Source organism: Chimaeribacter sp. YP20170169 (assembly GCF_056739715.1).
The window spans coordinates 1061148-1076772 of record NZ_CP176824.1 but is presented as its reverse complement, the minus strand read 5'-3'; the positions used below and the strand labels follow the sequence as shown (position 1 = coordinate 1076772).

Below are 15625 nucleotides of genomic sequence, written 5' to 3'. Positions count from 1 at the left end.
AAAAGGAATGTTATTGGCTGCGCACACTGTAAATTTCCCCCTGCAAAACAACAATGCCGATGCACTGGCCTCCCGCTTTTTAGTGATCTTGATCACAAAAATAAGCCAGGACTTTCGTTTGCCGGTGATAAATCATCCAGCCCCACCGCACTGGCACGGCGCGCAAAATAATAGGGGCTTCTTTTTCCTACGGAAAGACGAGGATTCCGATTCCAGCAATCACTCCCCGCCGAGTGCATAACGCACTGCGGCGGCGGCATGCAGCGCCGTGGTATCAAACACCGGCACCTGCGCATCCTGCGCGCCCACCAGCAGCGCGATTTCGGTACAGCCGAGGATGATGCCACCGACGCCCTGCGCCTCCAGCTTGCGAATAATTGCCTGATAGGCGGCGCGCGAAGCGTCATTGATGATACCGAGGCACAGCTCCTGATAGATGATGCGGTGCACAGTTTCACGATCCGCCGCCTCCGGCACCACCACCTCGAGGCCAAAGCGCTCCGCCAGCCGTGCCTTGTAGAACGGCTCCTCCATAGTGAAGCGGGTGCCCAGCAGCGCCACCCGCTGGATGCCCTGCGCCTGCACCGCCTGCCCGGTGGCGTCGGCGATGTGCAGCAGCGGCAGGCCGCCGAGGCGCTCAATCTCATCGGCCACCTTGTGCATGGTGTTGGTACAGAGCACCACCGCCTCCGCGCCCGCGCGCTTCAGGGCGGCAGCCGCCTCGCCCAGCACCTGCCCGGCGCGCTGCCACTCCCCCTGCGCCTGCATCTGCTCAATCTGCTGGAAATCGACGCTGTAGAGGATCAGTTGGGCGGAGTGCAGCCCGCCCAGCTCGGCCTTGACCTGTTGGTTGATCAGGCGGTAGTACGGCACGGTGGACTCCCAGCTCATGCCGCCAAGTAATCCCAGGGTTCTCATGTAACTCTCCAGGTGTTCAGGCTGATGCCGGAACATACCCCAATTTCAGCCGCGCGAGGAGAGGCCCGCGTGCTGTTTTTGCGCCCTGCGGTGCAGCCGTGCGTGGAGAAGGTCAAACAACCCGTTGTAGACCACGGTATAGGGCAGGAAAAATAGGAAAAAGGCGATCTCCAGCATCAGGGCCTGCCACAGCGACACGCCGAGGATCCAGGCGGTGACGGGCAGTGCAATCAAAATGAAGCCCCCTTCAAAGCCCAGCGCGTGCAGTACCCTCACCCGCAGGGTACGGGCCACCCGCTGCGGCGGCCAGCAGCGATCAAAAAGTGTGTTGTAACTAATATTCCACAACAGGGCAATCAGCGACAGCACGATCGCCACCGTGCCCATCTGCCACAGGGGTCGCCCCATGATCCAGGCCGCCAGCGGTGAAACCAGCAGGATAGCCAGCACCTCAAAGCCAATGGCATGGACAATACGTGTACGCAGGGATTTGGTTTTCATGGTCAGCCTCTCTTGGTCATGGAACGCCATCATCATCGCTTTCGGTGATGGGACAAAGTGGGCTAACATCGATAAAAACGATAGGAGCACTGATGCGCTACTCCCCTGAAGCTTTGATTGCCTTTGTCGAGGCGGCGGATGCCGGCTCTTTTTCGGCGGCCGCGCGCAAGCTGCGCAAGAGCCAGTCGACCATCAGCGCGGCCATCGCCAATCTGGAGGCGGATTTGGGGCTGACGCTATTTGACCGCCACAGCCGCACCCCGGCATTGACGCCACAGGGGCGGCGGGTGCTGAGCCACGTGCAGGCGATTCTGGCCGCCAGCGAACGGCTGGACGCGCTGGCCGTGCGGCTCGGGCAGCCGGTGGAGCCGCGCCTGACGCTGGTGCTGTCAGACACCTACGCCCCCAGCCACTATGAGACGCTGCTCGGCCACTTTGGGACACGCTACCCGGAGATTGAGTACGAATGCATGATTGCCGAACGGGAGGATGTCACTGACCTGCTGCAACAGGGACGGGCGCACATCGGCATTCTGGAGAGCCTGTCCGCCTACCCGCCGGACATCGCCCATGCGCGTCTGCCGGAGCAGACGGAGATGGCGCTCTATGTCGCCCGCAGCCATCCGCTGGCGGCACAGGCGCACGTCAGTGCCACCCAGCTCGGGACGGCGCGCCAGCTCTGCCTGACGCTCTATCACCGCCGCGCGGCCGCCCTGCCCACCGGGCTGTTCTGGTCGGCCCCCAGCTACCTGATGCTGATGGAGATGGCGGAACAGGGCTTTGGTTGGGCCGTGCTGCCGCGCTGGCTGGTGGAGCAGTATGGCAAAGGGACACTGGTGGCGTTGCCAGCCGAGGGCTGGCCGATGCGGGTGGACGTGGATGTGGTGTGGTCGAAACAGAACCTGCCCGGCCCGGCGGGCAGTTGGTTCCTCGATCAGCTGATCGCCGGGCCGGCCGCCTCAGTGTGAGGCTTTGCCGCAGTTGCGCTGTTCAATGGCCGTGGTGACGGCGCGCAGCAGCGCCGGCACATCCTGTTTGGGCAGTACCACCTCCACCAGCGCCAGACGATCCGGCTCCGCCAGCTGCGCCAGCGCCTGCCGTAACTGCGGCGGATCGGTGACGCGCAGCGTAGTCACCTGCTCGGCCTCTGCCCCCAGCGCCTGCGGCAACTGCGTCCAGTGCCAGGCGGCGATGTCGTTGTAGCGCTGCTCCGGGCCGTGGATCGCCCGTTCGACGGTGTAGCCCTGATTGTTGAAGACAAAAATCAGCGGCCGCAAGCCATCGCGGATCATCGATCCCAGCTCCTGAATCGTAAGCTGCGCCGCACCATCGCCAATCAACAGCACCACCCGCCGCGCCGGGCAGGCGATCTGCGCGCCATAGGCCGCTGGTAGGGTGTAGCCAATCGACCCCCACAGTGGCTGCACCAGCATGTCACAGCCGCTGGGTAGCCTCAGGCTGGCCGCGCCAAAGCAGGTGGTGCCCTGATCGGCCAGCAGGATGTCGCCGGGGCGCAGGAAGGTTTGCATCGCCTGCCAGAAGGCTGGCTGATCCAGCTGCCCCGAGGGCGGAGAGGGTGCCACGCGCCCAGGCGATGGCAGCCGCCAACGTGCCAGGTGGCGGGCCACCACCGGTTGCAGCGCCGCCAGGGCGACGGCCATCGGCAGCTGGCTGAACGGTCGATCGCCCACCTGCGCCATAAAGGGGTGGAGATCGATGCGCTTCGCCTGTGGCAAACAGTGGCTGAAACCGGCGGTGATGGTGTCGGTGAAGCGCACGCCCACTGTGATCACTGCCCCCGCCTCCTCCAACGGGCGGCGTACCGGTTCCAGGCTGGCCGCCCCGGTATAGGTGCCAAGGAATGCCGGGTGTTGCTCATCCAGCACCCCCTTGCCGAGCAGCAGCGTGGCATTGGGGATCGGCGAGGCCACCAGCCAGCGGTTCAGCGACTCCGCCACGCCAAAACGATGGGCCAGAAAATCCGCCAGAAGGGCCACGCTGTCGGCATTCGCCAGCAGGTTATCGGCGGCTTCGGTGAAGGCGTGCAGCGCCTCTGGTGAGCAGGCGGCCTCCGTGCGTGCCAGCGGCAACGGCATTGCGGCCACTGGCAATGCCGCCACGTCGCTCGGCAGCAGCAGGTAGCCGGGGCGGCACTGGTGCAGGACAGCCGCGATCACCCGGTCAATCTCCGTTAGCGCGTTCTCTGGCGTCAGGCTGGCCTGCGCGACCGTCACCTCTGCGGCCATGCGCAGGAAGTGGCCGAACTCGCTATCCCCCAGCGTGTGGTGCAGCAACTCCCCACCGTGCTGGGAGGCGAGCGGTGGCGCGCCCACGATGTGGATCACCGGCACATGCTCGGCATAACTGCCGGCGGTGCCGTTGATGGCGCTCAGCTCACCGACGCCAAAGGTGGTCAGCAGCGCCGCCGCGCCACGCTGGCGGGCATAGCCATCCGCCGCGTAGGCAGCGTTCAGCTCGTTGGCGCACCCCACCCAAGCGATCTGCGGGTGGTCAATCACGTGGTCAAGAAACTTCAGGTTATAGTCACCCGGCACACCAAACAGGTGGCGGATGCCCACCTCTGCCAGCCGTGCCAACAGATAATCCCCGACGGTACCCCTTTCACTCATCATGACCCCCTGCGTTATGGTTGGACTCCAGCATTAAGTATCGTGAAAACGGTGAGTGCAGCGAATTTTCCCCCAGCTTATCGGCTGGCAAGCGGGCGTTACAGCCACGGCGGGCACTGGCGCGCGGGATCACACTATTGACGGGATGAATGGAACGGTTCTGATTCAGGGGGTTAAGCTGCAAGGGCTGTTCAGGATGTGATCCAGCTGGCATTGGCGCACTATGTAAACGTCTACACTACAGCGCGACTTTCTCTCATCGATAAGGGACAGATATGGTGTACCAAGCCAGCCCGGCGCGTTATGACGCCATGGAGTACCGCCGCTGCGGCCGCAGCGGGTTGAAGCTGCCAGCCATCTCACTCGGCTTGTGGCATAACTTTGGCGACGCCACGCTGCTGGAGAACAGCCGCCAGCTGCTGCGCCACGCCTTTGATCTGGGCATCACCCACTTTGACCTCGCCAATAACTACGGCCCGCCGCCCGGCTCCGCCGAGCTGAATTTTGGCCGCATCCTGCAACAGGATCTGCGCCCCTACCGCGATGAGCTGATCATCTCCTCCAAGGCGGGCTACACCATGTGGGACGGCCCGTATGGCGACTGGGGTTCCAAGAAGTATCTGGTGGCGAGCCTCAACCAGAGCCTGACGCGGATGGGGCTGGAGTATGTTGACATCTTCTACCACCACCGCCCCGATCCTGATACCCCTCTGGAGGAGACGATGGCGGCGCTGGACTTGCTGGTGCGTCAGGGCAAGGCGCTCTATGTCGGCCTCTCCAACTATCCGGCAGAGCGGACACGGCAGGCATTTGAGATCCTGACCGACCTCGGGACGCCCTGCCTGATCCACCAGCCGAAGTACTCAATGTTTGAGCGCGGCGTGGAGGCGGGTCTGCTGGATGAGCTGGAGGAGCACGGCGTGGGGTCGATTGCCTTCTCGCCGCTGGCCGGTGGGCAGCTGACTGACCGCTATCTGCATGGCATCCCGGCCGACTCCCGTGCCGCCAGCGGCAGCCGCTTCCTCAATCCAGACCAACTGACAGACGAGAAGCTGGCGCGGGTGCGGGCGCTGGACGCACTGGCCCAGCAGCGCGGGCAGAAACTCTCCCAGATGGCGCTGGCCTGGGTGCTGCGCGGCGACCGCGTGACCTCGGTGCTGATTGGCGCCAGCAAAACCAGTCAGATTGAGGATGCGGTCGGCATGTTGCAGAACCGCACCTTCAGCCAGCAGGAGCTGGACGCCATCGAAGATATTTTGGTGTAAGCGCTTACCTGGACAGGCAAGTTTCCGGGTAAACCCGCTCTTTGGCGAGGCCAATGCGTTGGCCTTGCCAAATGCCGAGTTACTGGCAGGAATACTTTCATTAACCTTTAACGACGTGTCCACCTTTACTCACTGATTGACGCGCGCTGCCGCACCGGATTAGATTAGGCTGCTTATCAATGTATTTACCCAGCCTTTCCCGCGATCCACAGTTTTCGCCCTGGCATTACGCGAACAATAATTCTGAATATCAAGCCATTACCCTCGTTTTCCCTCTCTAAACCTATGCCAGCCAGTTTCCGCCTCTCTCCACAATTTCCCCACGATCTGCCGCTTTGTCAGTGATCTGTTAAGAGGGGTAAAGGATTCAAAAGGGCGCGTTGTCTTATAGAAGTTGCTTATGTTTAGCCGTATACCTATGCCATCCACTACGGTGGTATGGAGGATAATAAGAATGGTTAAAGTAAAAACACTTTTGTTGAGCACCCTGTTTGTCGCCTTGTTACCGGCTGTCCTGCCTGCCAAGGCGGGGGGCCTCGATCTCCGGATGCCCGGCCTGTCGCTCTCCATTGGTGACCGCGACCGGCATGGCAACTACTGGGATGGACACCGCTGGCGTGACCGCGCCTGGTGGGGCCGTCATCATCCCCGCTTCCACCGGCCACCGCCGCCCCCACCACGCTGGCACCACGGCCCGCCCCGTGGCCACGGCTGGGGGCATGACCACGGCCACGATCATGGCCGCGGCCATGGACATCATTGATAACGGCAAAGACACACACAGCACATAATAAAAACAAATAAAAAAAGGCAGGCCCCTGGGCCTGCCTTTCTTTTTCTGCCTGCTAGCGGAGCATGCTGATCAACAGGTAGGCGTTCAAGCCAATCACCACCACCACAATCATCCGCCCTAAATTCTGCATCAGCGGGGTGTTGGTCATCTCCCCCATCAGTTCGCGGTTGCCGGTAAAGGAGAGCAGTGGCAGCAGCGCCAGCGCAATGCCGAAGCTGAGCAGCACCTGGCTCATCACCAGAATTTTGGTGGCGTCCATCCCCATCAGGATCACGATGAACGAGGGCAGCATGGTCACCACGCGGCGGATCCAGAGCGGGATATAGAAGCGCACAAAGCCCTGCATCACCACCTGCCCTGCCAGCGTGCCCACCACCGTGGAGGAGAGGCCGGCGGCCACCAGACTGAGGCCAAAGATGGTGGCCGCGGCGTGACCCAGCAGCGGCTCCAGCGTCAGGTAGGCCTGATCCAGCTCGCTGATGCCGCTGTGGCCGCTGAAGTGGAAGGCCGCGGCGGCGGTCGCCATCATCGCCAGATTGACAAAGCCCGCGATGGTCATGGCGATCGCCACGTCCAGCTTGGTGGAGGAGTAGCGCTCCGCCTTGGAACTGGAGCCAGAACGCTGGGTGAGCGACGAGTGCAAATAGATGACGTGCGGCATAATGGTCGCGCCCAGAACACCCGCGGCCAGATAGACCGCCTCCGCGCCCGGCAGCGACGGCAGCGCCATCCCCTTCACCAGCTCCGCCATTTTGGGCTGCGAGAAGAACAGCTCCACAATGTAGGCCGCCGCCACAAACAGCAGCAGGCCGCCAATCACCCACTCCAGCGGCTTCTGCCCGCGCCGCTGAATCGCCAGGATAATAAAGGTGGCAATGCCGGTCAGCACGGCCCCCTGTAGCAGCGACACGCCGAGCAGCAGCTTAAAGCCAATCGCCGCGCCGATGAACTCCGCCAGATCGGTCGCCATGGCGATGATCTCCGCCTGCACCCAGTAGGCCCACACGGCCGGGCGCGGGAAGCGGTCACGGATATGCTCCGCTAGGTTTTTGCCGGTGGCGATGCCCAGCTTGGCCGACAGCAGCTGGATCAGCATGGCCATCAGGTTGGCCCACACCACCACCCACAGCAGCTGATAGCCGAACGAGGCCCCCGCCTGAATATTGGTGGCGAAGTTACCCGGATCGATGTAGCCAATGGCGGCGATAAACGCCGGCCCCATGAGGGAAAGTTTGATTTTTCTGGACGTGCGGCTGGTGGAGTCAGCGCGGCTGTTCAGCATAGCCTATAACCCTTAATCATTGTGAGCTTACCGCCATCATCAGGTTAATGAGAATCATTATCAAGCGTAATTCCATCGCTTCTCTGTATCTCACTGATAGGCTGCAGTGATATGTCTAAAAGAGTTGTGGGAACAAAGACCACAGAGTCCCCTGTATTTTGAGGGTTTTGCCGTTCGAAATTTACTCAGTCCGCGAGAATTTAGCGCGTACTATCGCAATTATTAAAGCTAGCACAAATATTCAGCTGGCACATGTGTTTCTTAAGTGGCTGATAAATGCGCCATTTCGTTGCTTTTAGCAGCATGACTTTTTATATTTGCAATTGATGTCTCGTTTTTAATGTAGCCGTTACATAAAATGTCCCCCGAAATATTGCCTGCCTCAAATTTGGAGCACACATGTCCCGCATACTACACTTCGTGTTGGCGTTGGCTGTGGTCGCTATACTGGCGCTGTTGGTCAGTCACGATCGCAAGAACATACGCTTACGTTTTATCGCACAGCTACTGGTTATTGAAGTCCTGCTCGCCTACTTCTTCCTGAATTCGGAAGTTGGTTTAGGCTTTGTTCAGGGCTTTGCCAACTTCTTTGACAAGCTGCTCGGCTACGCTGCCCAAGGTACTGACTTTGTCTTCGGTGGAATGGGCGACAAGGGTTTGGCCTTCTTCTTCCTGAAAGTGCTCTGCCCGATTGTCTTTATCTCCGCCCTGATCGGCATCCTGCAACACATCCGTGTGCTGCCGATTGTCATCCGCTGGATCGGTACTGTGCTGTCGAAAGTGAACGGCATGGGCAAGCTGGAGTCGTTCAACGCCGTCAGCTCGCTGATTCTGGGGCAGTCTGAAAACTTCATCGCCTATAAAGACATTCTCGGCAAGATGTCCGAGAAGCGCATGTACACCATGGCCGCCACGGCGATGTCCACGGTCTCCATGTCGATTGTCGGTGCCTACATGACCATGCTTGACCCGAAATATGTGGTGGCGGCGCTGATCCTGAACATGTTCAGCACCTTTATCGTGCTGTCGCTGATCAACCCGTACCGCGTTGAGGGCGAGCAGGATCTGCAACTGGGGGAGCTTCACAAGGGACAGAGCTTCTTCGAGATGCTGGGCGAATACATCCTGGCGGGCTTTAAGGTGGCAATTATTGTGGCGGCGATGCTGATCGGCTTCATTGCCCTGATCAGCGCGGTCAACGCCCTCTTCTCCACCCTGTTCGGCCACTCCTTCCAGGAGCTGCTGGGCTACGTCTTCTACCCGTTTGCCTGGGTGATGGGCGTGCCATCCAACGAGGCATTGCAGGTGGGCAGTATCATGGCGACCAAGATGGTCTCCAACGAGTTCGTGGCGATGATGGACTTGCAGAAGATTGCTGCCACCCTCTCCCCACGCGCGGAAGGCATTCTGTCGGTGTTCCTGGTCTCCTTCGCCAACTTCTCCTCCATCGGGATTGTGGCGGGCGCCATCAAGGGCCTGAACGAGCATCAGGGCAACGTGGTGTCACGCTTCGGCCTGAAGCTGCTCTACGGCTCAACGCTGGTGAGCGTGCTCTCCGCCTCTATCGCCGGTCTGGTGCTGGGTTAAGCGGACGCTTCCTCTAAAAGGCGCTGCGGCGCCTTTTTTATTGCCCGCGATTTGGTATGACAGGAAGAGCAGTAGGAAGTGGAGAAGTGGCAAACGCCAGAAAGCAAAAAACCGGCCTGAGCCGGTTTTTCTAAATTTGGTGGAGCTAGACGGGATCGAACCGTCGACCTCTTGCATGCCATGCAAGCGCTCTCCCAGCTGAGCTATAGCCCCACAATATGTGGTCACTTCATTTTTATGGACCGAAAGTGACAGTCCTTTACCAACTCCCCTGAGAAGTGAGTTGGTGGAGCTAGACGGGATCGAACCGTCGACCTCTTGCATGCCATGCAAGCGCTCTCCCAGCTGAGCTATAGCCCCTCATCAACACAACATGTCGTGTGGACGGGGCGCATAATATGAAACCCACCTGATCCTGTCAACGGCTAATTCCGACAAATTATTCAAACGTTGAAAAAGCAATCAAATCCGGCACCTGCCGCCGTTTTTGCCGCCAACCTACCACTTTCATCAGCCATGTTAACGGCTTTTCCACGCGGCTGGGGCTGAACCTTAGGAGACGGCCGCGTGCATCTGGCTACTATCCTGCCCCCGCTGGCCTGCTTTCGCTAACATCATGATGTTAGATAAGGTTTAAATTAATGTTAGCTCACTAAACAATCACGCTTGTTTTGAGATAATTCTCATACTAGACTGCTGGCGCTAAAATCATAACCTTTACATCCGGGCTACACATGTCACTGCATTCACCTAAAGAAATTGCAACACTCGCCGTACAGGCCGGCGTGGCGAAAAGCCAGGCCTCCATCCTGAACCTGATTATCCTGGGCTTTATGGCCGGTGCCTTCATCGCTACTGGCTTCCTGCTTGACCTGCATGTCATCGGCACCTTGCCGCCACAATGGGGCTCCTTCGGCGGCCTGCTGGGCGCGGCCGTCTTCCCGGTTGGCCTGATCCTGACCGTGCTGGCGGGTGGTGAACTGCTGACCGGCAACATGATGACCCTGCCGATTGCCTGGTTCTCGCGCCAGATTAAGGGCCTCGCCATTGTGCGTAACTGGTTCTGGGTCACCCTAGCTAACCTGATGGGCAGCCTGGCAGTCGCTTACTTCTTTGGCCACTTCCTGGGCATGACCGAAGGTGCCTATCTGAGCAAGACCGTTGCCATCGCACAGGCGAAGGTCAACGCGGACTTCCTGCACGCCTTTATCTCCGGCATCGGCTGTAACTGGCTGGTCTGTCTGGCCGTCTGGCTGGCATTCGCCAGTAAAGAGATGGGCGGCAAGGTGATCGGCATGTGGTTCCCGGTGATGGCCTTCGTGGCGATCGGCTTCCAGCACGTGGTTGCCAACATGTTCATCATCCCGGCGGCCATCTTTGCCGGTGCCCTGACCTGGGGTGACTATCTGCCGAACTTCGTGGCGGTATTCCTGGGCAACGCCGTGGGTGGCGCGGGCTTTGTTGGCCTGATCTACTTCCTGGCCTACCGTCCGGGCATGGTTGCCAAACAGGCATAATCGCCGACGTTCGCTTTACCCCCCTGCTCACTGCCCGCATCTGCGGGCAGTTTTTCTTGTGATCCAGATCGCGCCTTTTTCCACTTCCGCTTCCCCTGTTAGTGATTCATGTAAAATGAAGACGTAACACGAACCCGTAATTTTACTCATCAGGGAAGTATGATGGCTGACGAATGGATCACTCCCAAGGAGCTGGCGCAAAAGACTGGCTACACTGAGCAGAGCATCAACCAGCGCGCTGTCAAAGAGAACTGGGTCAAGCGCCGCCGCCCTGGCGTTCAGGGTGGCCGGGCGCATGAATTCCTGCTCGCCAGCGTGGCGCCGTTTCTGGCGCAGGCTCGCTCTGCCCAAGAGGAGCCGGCAACCTACCTCACCCACTCCAACCAGCCGCGTGACATTTGGGCGGCAGCGTTCGCACGCCTGAACCGGCGTGAGAAGCACCTGATCACCCAGTTCATTTTGCGTGAGGGTATCACCGGTGTCATGAAGAAGCTGGGACTGGCCGAAGGCTCGCCAGAGGGAAACGATGAGGGACAGCACGAGTAAGATCAGGCAATAAAAAAGGCCGGCAGGAGCATCCTCCCACCGGCCTTTTTATTGCCCGAAAACCTTACTGCTGAGCTTCGCGCTCTGCGATGTAGGCCAGGGCCTGATCAATGCGCGCCAGCGTGCGGCGCTGGCCGATGGCGTGTACGGTCACGTCCATGCCCGGCGACTGGCCGGCACCGGTGACCGCCACGCGCAGCGGCATCCCGACCTTGCCCATGCCCACGCCCAGCGTATCTGCCGTGCCCTGAATGGCGTGGTGAACGTTCTCCGGCGTCCAGTCAGTGATGGCAGCCAGTTGCGCTTTCACTGCCTCCAGCGGCTGGCGAGCCACCGGGCGCAGGTGTTTCTTCGCCGCGTCAGCATCAAACTCGCTGAAGTCTTCATAGAAGTAGCGGCTGGCTTCCGCCATCTCTTTCAGCGTTTTGCAACGCTCGCCCAGCAGCGTGACGATCTCCGCCAGCTGCGGCCCGTTGCGGGTGTCGAGGCCCAGCTGCTCAATGTGCCACTGCAGATGGGTGGCCACATACTCCGGCGCCATGGTGTTGATGTAGTGGTGATTCAGCCACTGCAACTTCTCGGTGTTGAAGGCGCTGGCGGATTTGTTGATCGCTTCCAGGGTGAACAGGTTGGTCATCTCCTCAATGGAGAAGATCTCCTGATCGCCATGCGACCAGCCAAGGCGCACCAGATAGTTGAGCAGCGCTTCCGGCAGGTAGCCGTCGTCGCGATACTGCATCACGCCCACCGCGCCGTGGCGCTTGGAGAGCTTTTTGCCGTCGTCGCCGAGGATCATGGAGACGTGGGCATAGACCGGCACTGGCGCGCCCAGCGCTTTCAGGATGTTGATCTGGCGCGGGGTGTTGTTGATATGGTCTTCACCACGGATCACGTGGGTGATCTCCATATCCCAGTCATCCACTACCACACAGAAGTTATAGGTGGGTGAACCATCGGTACGGCGAATGATCAGATCGTCCAGCTCTTGGTTGCTAAATTCGATCGGCCCGCGGATCTGATCATCAAAGATCACCGATCCCTCTTGCGGGTTGCGGAAGCGCACCACGCACGGCTCATCGGCCGCATGGTGCTCGTGGCTGTCGCGGCAGCGGCCGTCATAGCGCGGCTTCTCGCCATTCGCCATCTGGGTTTCACGCAGCGCTTCCAGACGCTCCTTCGAGCAGTAGCATTTATAGGCGGTGCCATTCTCCAGCATCTGGTCGATGACCTGGTTGTAGCGGTCAAAACGCTTGGTCTGGTAGTAGGGGCCTTCGTCCCACGCCAGGTTCAGCCAGTTCATCCCGTCCATAATGGCGTCAATCGCCTGCTGGGTGGAGCGTTCCAGGTCGGTGTCTTCAATGCGCAGCACAAACTCGCCCTGATTATGGCGGGCGAACAGCCAGGAGTAGAGCGCGGTACGGGCGCCACCGACATGCAGGTAGCCGGTCGGGCTGGGGGCAAAACGGGTTTTGATTTTCATGGAAACACTGCCTTATTACGCAATGGGGCCAGAATGGGCCACTGCTTGCTCGGAAAGAACGAAAAAAGTGGGCAACATTCTACCACTCCACATCATTTCCTCAACGATTGCCGCCCTCGCCTTTCGCTCATTCATCAAAGATATGCATAAAGAACCGGCAGCGCTGGCGATAAATATCGCATCCTGATTACTTTTGCGGCGAACGATTATTTTCTCCGGAAAAAGCGTTGACTCACTTCGAACTATCCCTATAATGCGACTCCATCACGACGGGGGCGATTAGCTCAGTTGGTAGAGCATCTCCTTTACACGGAGGGGGTCGGCGGTTCGAGCCCGTCATCGCCCACCACTAAACAGGTGGCCTGTTGTGATAAAGCAGTAAGACGTGAGACATGGGCGATTAGCTCAGTTGGTAGAGCATCTCCTTTACACGGAGGGGGTCGGCGGTTCGAGCCCGTCATCGCCCACCATCTCTCACCCTTACGCAAACCAGAAGTGGGTGATTAGCTCAGTTGGTAGAGCATCTCCTTTACACGGAGGGGGTCGGCGGTTCGAGCCCGTCATCACCCACCACTTCTGCGGGTCGTTAGCTCAGTTGGTAGAGCAGTTGACTTTTAATCAATTGGTCGCAGGTTCGAATCCTGCACGACCCACCATCACCTGGTTCATGCCAGTTGAGTTTTAGATTTGAGAAATGGGCGATTAGCTCAGTTGGTAGAGCATCTCCTTTACACGGAGGGGGTCGGCGGTTCGAGCCCGTCATCGCCCACCATTTCTCACTCCCCTTGATTATCTCCTGTTATTCCAACGCTCGACTTCTCTACTCTTTCCCTGCTTTTACGTTATTCCTGTTTTGCTTTTCCCTCTTTCCACGCCTGCTTTATTTTTGTTCGCTTTTGCCTGCGGTTAAACAGGGCCACCCTCGCCCTGCCGTGGCTATTTTGCCAAGCGTGGCGTGATGCGACCATGCAATGCCGGGTTGTCGCTCTCGTCTTTCAGCGCAATACCCGTCAGCCGACGCTGGAACGCCTGCTCCAGCAGCCAGGCGAGCTTGAAAGCCGCCTGCGGGTAGTCCAGCCCCTCTGGCCGGATGTTGGAGACACAGTTGCGCTCAGACATCAGCCGCTCACGGTGCGGTTGCCAGGTGAGATACGCGCCCAGGCTGTCTGGCGAGGAGAGGCCCGGCCGTTCGCCAATCAGCATCACCACCATGTTCGCCTGCAACAATTCGCCAATCTCATCGCTTAGCGCCACCCGCGCCTGATGGGCCAGCACCACCGGTGCTAGCGTCAGCCCCAGTTCACGCAAATAGGGATCGAGGGCGGTGATCAGGGGCAGCGCCTGGCGGTGTACCGCTTTGGAGGAGAGGCCATCGCCAATCACCAGCGCCAGATCTGCCCCCTTGCGCCGCTGCTCGCGCAGCAGCTCGCGGCTGGCGGCATTGAGTTGCCGGCCCAGATCCGGGCGGCGCAGGTAGGTGGGGCGATCCACCGCCGCGCTCTGCACCGTCAGGGTGTTAAACAGTTCCGCCTCCAGTTGCAGCGCCAGCGTATCGCTGTCAAAGGGCTGGTGCACCGCGTCCCGCGCCTGAGCGTGCGCCAGCCCGAACTCCAGCAGCGCCTGCGTCGGCAGGCTGGCCCCGGTACGCCCGAGGGCGATGCGCGCCGCGGTAAACTGTTGCAGGCGGCGCCAGGCGGGATTGAGTGGCGGTTTTTTCATGCAAGTCGTCCCTGTGGCAGGTGTTGCAGCAGTGGGTGGCCCGCGCGCGGGTCGCGCAGCCGTCCCTGTTCATCAATGATCTCCATCTGCGCCAGCCAGGCGGCGAACTCCGGCGCATGTTTCAGCCCCAACAGTTCGCGCACATAGAGGGCGTCATGGAAGGAGGTGCTCTGGTAATTCAGCATAATGTCATCCGCGCCCGGTACGCCAATCAGGAAGGTCAGGCCGGCGGTGCCCAACAGCGTCAGCAGGGTGTCCATGTCATCCTGATCTGCCTCGGCGTGGTTGGTGTAGCAGACGTCGCACCCCAGCGGCAGCCCCATCAGCTTACCGCAGAAGTGATCCTCCAGCCCGGCGCGGATAATCTGCTTGCCGTCATATAAATACTCCGGCCCGATAAAGCCCACCACCGTATTGACCAGCAGCGGCGAGAAGTGGCGCGCCACCGCATAGGCGCGCGCCTCGCAGGTCTGCTGGTCAATGCCAGCGTGGGCGTTGGCGGAGAGGCAACTCCCCTGCCCGGTCTCAAAGTACATCACATTCTGGCCGACGGTGCCGCGTTGTAGGCTGAGCGCCGCCTGTTGGGCCTCCGCCAGCAGCGCCAGGTCAATGCCGAAGCCGCGGTTCGCCGCCTCGGTGCCAGCAATCGACTGGAACACCAGATCGACCGGCGCGCCACGCTCCATCAGTTGCAGCGTATTGGTGACATGGGTCAGCACGCAGGACTGGGTGGGAATGGCGAAGCGCTGGATCACCTCATCCAGCATCTCATGCAGCTGCGCCAGTTGCGGCAGGCTATCGCTGGCCGGGTTGACACCAATCACCGCATCGCCCGCACCATACAGCAGGCCGTCGAGCAGCGCGGCAGCGATGCCCGGCAGGCTGTCGGTGGGATGGTTAGGCTGCAACCGCACGCTCAGGCGGCCCGGCAGGCCAATGGTGTTGCGAAAGGCGGTCACCACCCGGCACTTTTTCGCCACCAGTATCAAATCCTGATTGCGCATCAGCTTGCTGACCGCCGCCGCCATCTCCGGCGTAATGCCCGCGGCGACGGCTGCCAACTGGGCGCTGTCGCAACGCTCGGAGAGCAGCCAGTCGCGGAACCCGCCTACCGTCAGGTGTGACAGCGGCGCGAAAGCCAACGCGTCATGGCTGTCGATGATCAGGCGCGTCACCTCATCCTGCTCATAGGGGATCAGCGCCTGCTGCAAAAAGGCCGTTAGCGGCAGATCCGCGAGGGCGATCCGCGCCGCCATGCGCTCCTCGGCGCTCTCGGCCGCCACGCCGGCCAGATAGTCGCCGGATCGCGCCGGCGAGGCTTTGGCCATCAGATCGCGGAGATCGCGGAACCGATAGCTGCGGTGACTCAGGGTGGCCTGAAACATAG

The 15625-nt window shown here is 60.2% G+C and carries 14 protein-coding genes and 7 tRNA genes; 12 read left to right on the top strand and 9 right to left on the bottom strand.

Going from position 1 to position 15625, the window contains the following annotated elements:
* Positions 1-219 precede the first annotated feature (219 nt).
* Both ACK3SD_RS04910 and ACK3SD_RS04905 read right to left on the bottom strand, forming a co-directional pair.
* Positions 220-918, bottom strand: coding sequence for an aspartate/glutamate racemase family protein (locus ACK3SD_RS04910; RefSeq protein ID WP_481126956.1), 699 nt, complete (start codon positions 916-918; stop codon positions 220-222).
* Between the two features lie 45 nt (positions 919-963).
* Positions 964-1425 carry a multidrug/biocide efflux PACE transporter gene (locus ACK3SD_RS04905; protein WP_481127495.1) on the bottom strand — a complete coding sequence of 154 codons (462 nt, stop codon included), beginning with the start codon at positions 1423-1425 and terminating at the stop codon, positions 964-966.
* An 86-nt stretch (positions 1426-1511) separates the two neighbouring features.
* On the opposite strand from ACK3SD_RS04905, the gene ACK3SD_RS04900 reads away from it, so the two are divergent.
* Positions 1512-2387 (top strand): LysR family transcriptional regulator, encoded by an 876-nt coding sequence (locus ACK3SD_RS04900; RefSeq protein ID WP_137762521.1) that lies wholly within the window; start codon positions 1512-1514, stop codon positions 2385-2387.
* Here the strand turns inward: ACK3SD_RS04900 and ACK3SD_RS04895 are convergent.
* On the bottom strand, positions 2379-4049 hold the full coding sequence (locus ACK3SD_RS04895) for an alpha-keto acid decarboxylase family protein (protein ID WP_481126955.1): 1671 nt from the start codon (positions 4047-4049) through the stop codon (positions 2379-2381). The genes ACK3SD_RS04900 and ACK3SD_RS04895 overlap by 9 nt on opposite strands.
* A gap of 275 nt (positions 4050-4324) precedes the next feature.
* Here ACK3SD_RS04895 and mgrA point away from each other — a divergent pair, with 275 nt between their 5' ends.
* The gene (gene mgrA / locus ACK3SD_RS04890; protein ID WP_481126954.1) at positions 4325-5314 is read left to right on the top strand and encodes an L-glyceraldehyde 3-phosphate reductase; all 990 of its coding nucleotides are present in this window, start codon (positions 4325-4327) and stop codon (positions 5312-5314) included.
* 454 nt (positions 5315-5768) lie between these two features.
* A complete protein-coding gene (locus tag ACK3SD_RS04885) occupies positions 5769-6077 on the top strand; it encodes a DUF2502 domain-containing protein (protein WP_137762518.1) in 309 nt (102 codons plus the stop codon).
* 82 nt (positions 6078-6159) lie between these two features.
* On the opposite strand, the gene ACK3SD_RS04880 is transcribed toward ACK3SD_RS04885, so the two are convergent.
* The gene (locus tag ACK3SD_RS04880; protein WP_481126953.1) at positions 6160-7389 is read right to left on the bottom strand and encodes an Nramp family divalent metal transporter; all 1230 of its coding nucleotides are present in this window, start codon (positions 7387-7389) and stop codon (positions 6160-6162) included.
* A gap of 399 nt (positions 7390-7788) precedes the next feature.
* On the opposite strand from ACK3SD_RS04880, the gene ACK3SD_RS04875 reads away from it, so the two are divergent.
* A complete protein-coding gene (locus ACK3SD_RS04875; protein ID WP_137762516.1) occupies positions 7789-8976 on the top strand; it encodes a NupC/NupG family nucleoside CNT transporter in 1188 nt (395 codons plus the stop codon).
* A 137-nt stretch (positions 8977-9113) separates the two neighbouring features.
* On the opposite strand, the gene ACK3SD_RS04870 is transcribed toward ACK3SD_RS04875, so the two are convergent.
* Positions 9114-9189, bottom strand: a tRNA-Ala gene (locus ACK3SD_RS04870).
* A gap of 71 nt (positions 9190-9260) precedes the next feature.
* Positions 9261-9336 (bottom strand) — tRNA-Ala (locus tag ACK3SD_RS04865).
* Positions 9337-9710: 374 nt separating this feature from the next.
* Here ACK3SD_RS04865 and ACK3SD_RS04860 point away from each other — a divergent pair.
* Both ACK3SD_RS04860 and ACK3SD_RS04855 read left to right on the top strand, forming a co-directional pair.
* Positions 9711-10493, top strand: a complete 783-nt coding sequence (locus tag ACK3SD_RS04860; RefSeq protein WP_137762515.1) for a formate/nitrite transporter family protein — start codon at positions 9711-9713, stop codon at positions 10491-10493.
* A 162-nt stretch (positions 10494-10655) separates the two neighbouring features.
* Entirely contained in the window at positions 10656-11039 is a 384-nt protein-coding gene (locus tag ACK3SD_RS04855) for a YfeC-like transcriptional regulator (protein WP_481126952.1), read from the top strand.
* Positions 11040-11103: 64 nt separating this feature from the next.
* On the opposite strand, the gene gltX is transcribed toward ACK3SD_RS04855, so the two are convergent.
* On the bottom strand, positions 11104-12519 hold the full coding sequence (gene gltX / locus ACK3SD_RS04850; protein ID WP_481126951.1) for a glutamate--tRNA ligase: 1416 nt from the start codon (positions 12517-12519) through the stop codon (positions 11104-11106).
* Between gltX and ACK3SD_RS04845 the strand changes: the two genes are divergently transcribed.
* The 6 genes from ACK3SD_RS04845 to ACK3SD_RS04820 all read left to right on the top strand — a co-directional run bounded on the left by ACK3SD_RS04845 (position 12518) and on the right by ACK3SD_RS04820 (position 13291).
* Positions 12518-12706, top strand: a complete 189-nt coding sequence (locus ACK3SD_RS04845) for a hypothetical protein (protein ID WP_137762512.1) — start codon at positions 12518-12520, stop codon at positions 12704-12706. The genes gltX and ACK3SD_RS04845 overlap by 2 nt on opposite strands.
* 86 nt (positions 12707-12792) lie before the next feature.
* Positions 12793-12868, top strand: a tRNA-Val gene (locus ACK3SD_RS04840).
* Between the two features lie 45 nt (positions 12869-12913).
* Positions 12914-12989 (top strand) — tRNA-Val (locus ACK3SD_RS04835).
* Positions 12990-13016: 27 nt separating this feature from the next.
* Positions 13017-13092: transfer RNA gene (locus ACK3SD_RS04830), tRNA-Val, on the top strand.
* A gap of 7 nt (positions 13093-13099) precedes the next feature.
* A tRNA-Lys gene (locus tag ACK3SD_RS04825) sits at positions 13100-13175 on the top strand.
* A gap of 40 nt (positions 13176-13215) precedes the next feature.
* Positions 13216-13291, top strand: a tRNA-Val gene (locus ACK3SD_RS04820).
* A gap of 164 nt (positions 13292-13455) precedes the next feature.
* Here ACK3SD_RS04820 and eutC read toward each other — a convergent pair.
* On the bottom strand, positions 13456-14238 hold the full coding sequence (eutC, locus tag ACK3SD_RS04815) for an ethanolamine ammonia-lyase subunit EutC (RefSeq protein ID WP_481126950.1): 783 nt from the start codon (positions 14236-14238) through the stop codon (positions 13456-13458).
* Entirely contained in the window at positions 14235-15623 is a 1389-nt protein-coding gene (locus tag ACK3SD_RS04810; RefSeq protein ID WP_137762510.1) for an ethanolamine ammonia-lyase subunit EutB, read from the bottom strand. Before ACK3SD_RS04810 ends, eutC begins: the two co-directional genes overlap by 4 nt.
* Positions 15624-15625 lie beyond the last annotated feature (2 nt).

What these genes read in the sequence shown, in the direction of transcription:
- ACK3SD_RS04910 (WP_481126956.1), bottom strand. Translation starts at nt 918, where the DNA reads ATGAGAACCCTGGGATTACTTGGCGGCATGAGCTGGGAGTCCACCGTG.
- ACK3SD_RS04900 (WP_137762521.1), top strand. Translation starts at nt 1,512, where the DNA reads ATGCGCTACTCCCCTGAAGCTTTGATTGCCTTTGTCGAGGCGGCGGAT.
- ACK3SD_RS04895 (WP_481126955.1), bottom strand. Translation starts at nt 4,049, where the DNA reads ATGAGTGAAAGGGGTACCGTCGGGGATTATCTGTTGGCACGGCTGGCA.
- mgrA (WP_481126954.1), top strand. Translation starts at nt 4,325, where the DNA reads ATGGTGTACCAAGCCAGCCCGGCGCGTTATGACGCCATGGAGTACCGC.
- ACK3SD_RS04885 (WP_137762518.1), top strand. Translation starts at nt 5,769, where the DNA reads ATGGTTAAAGTAAAAACACTTTTGTTGAGCACCCTGTTTGTCGCCTTG.
- ACK3SD_RS04880 (WP_481126953.1), bottom strand. Translation starts at nt 7,389, where the DNA reads ATGCTGAACAGCCGCGCTGACTCCACCAGCCGCACGTCCAGAAAAATC.
- ACK3SD_RS04875 (WP_137762516.1), top strand. Translation starts at nt 7,789, where the DNA reads ATGTCCCGCATACTACACTTCGTGTTGGCGTTGGCTGTGGTCGCTATA.
- ACK3SD_RS04860 (WP_137762515.1), top strand. Translation starts at nt 9,711, where the DNA reads ATGTCACTGCATTCACCTAAAGAAATTGCAACACTCGCCGTACAGGCC.
- ACK3SD_RS04855 (WP_481126952.1), top strand. Translation starts at nt 10,656, where the DNA reads ATGGCTGACGAATGGATCACTCCCAAGGAGCTGGCGCAAAAGACTGGC.
- ACK3SD_RS04845 (WP_137762512.1), top strand. Translation starts at nt 12,518, where the DNA reads ATGGAAACACTGCCTTATTACGCAATGGGGCCAGAATGGGCCACTGCT.
- gltX (WP_481126951.1), bottom strand. Translation starts at nt 12,519, where the DNA reads ATGAAAATCAAAACCCGTTTTGCCCCCAGCCCGACCGGCTACCTGCAT.
- eutC (WP_481126950.1), bottom strand. Translation starts at nt 14,238, where the DNA reads ATGAAAAAACCGCCACTCAATCCCGCCTGGCGCCGCCTGCAACAGTTT.
- ACK3SD_RS04810 (WP_137762510.1), bottom strand. Translation starts at nt 15,623, where the DNA reads ATGTTTCAGGCCACCCTGAGTCACCGCAGCTATCGGTTCCGCGATCTC.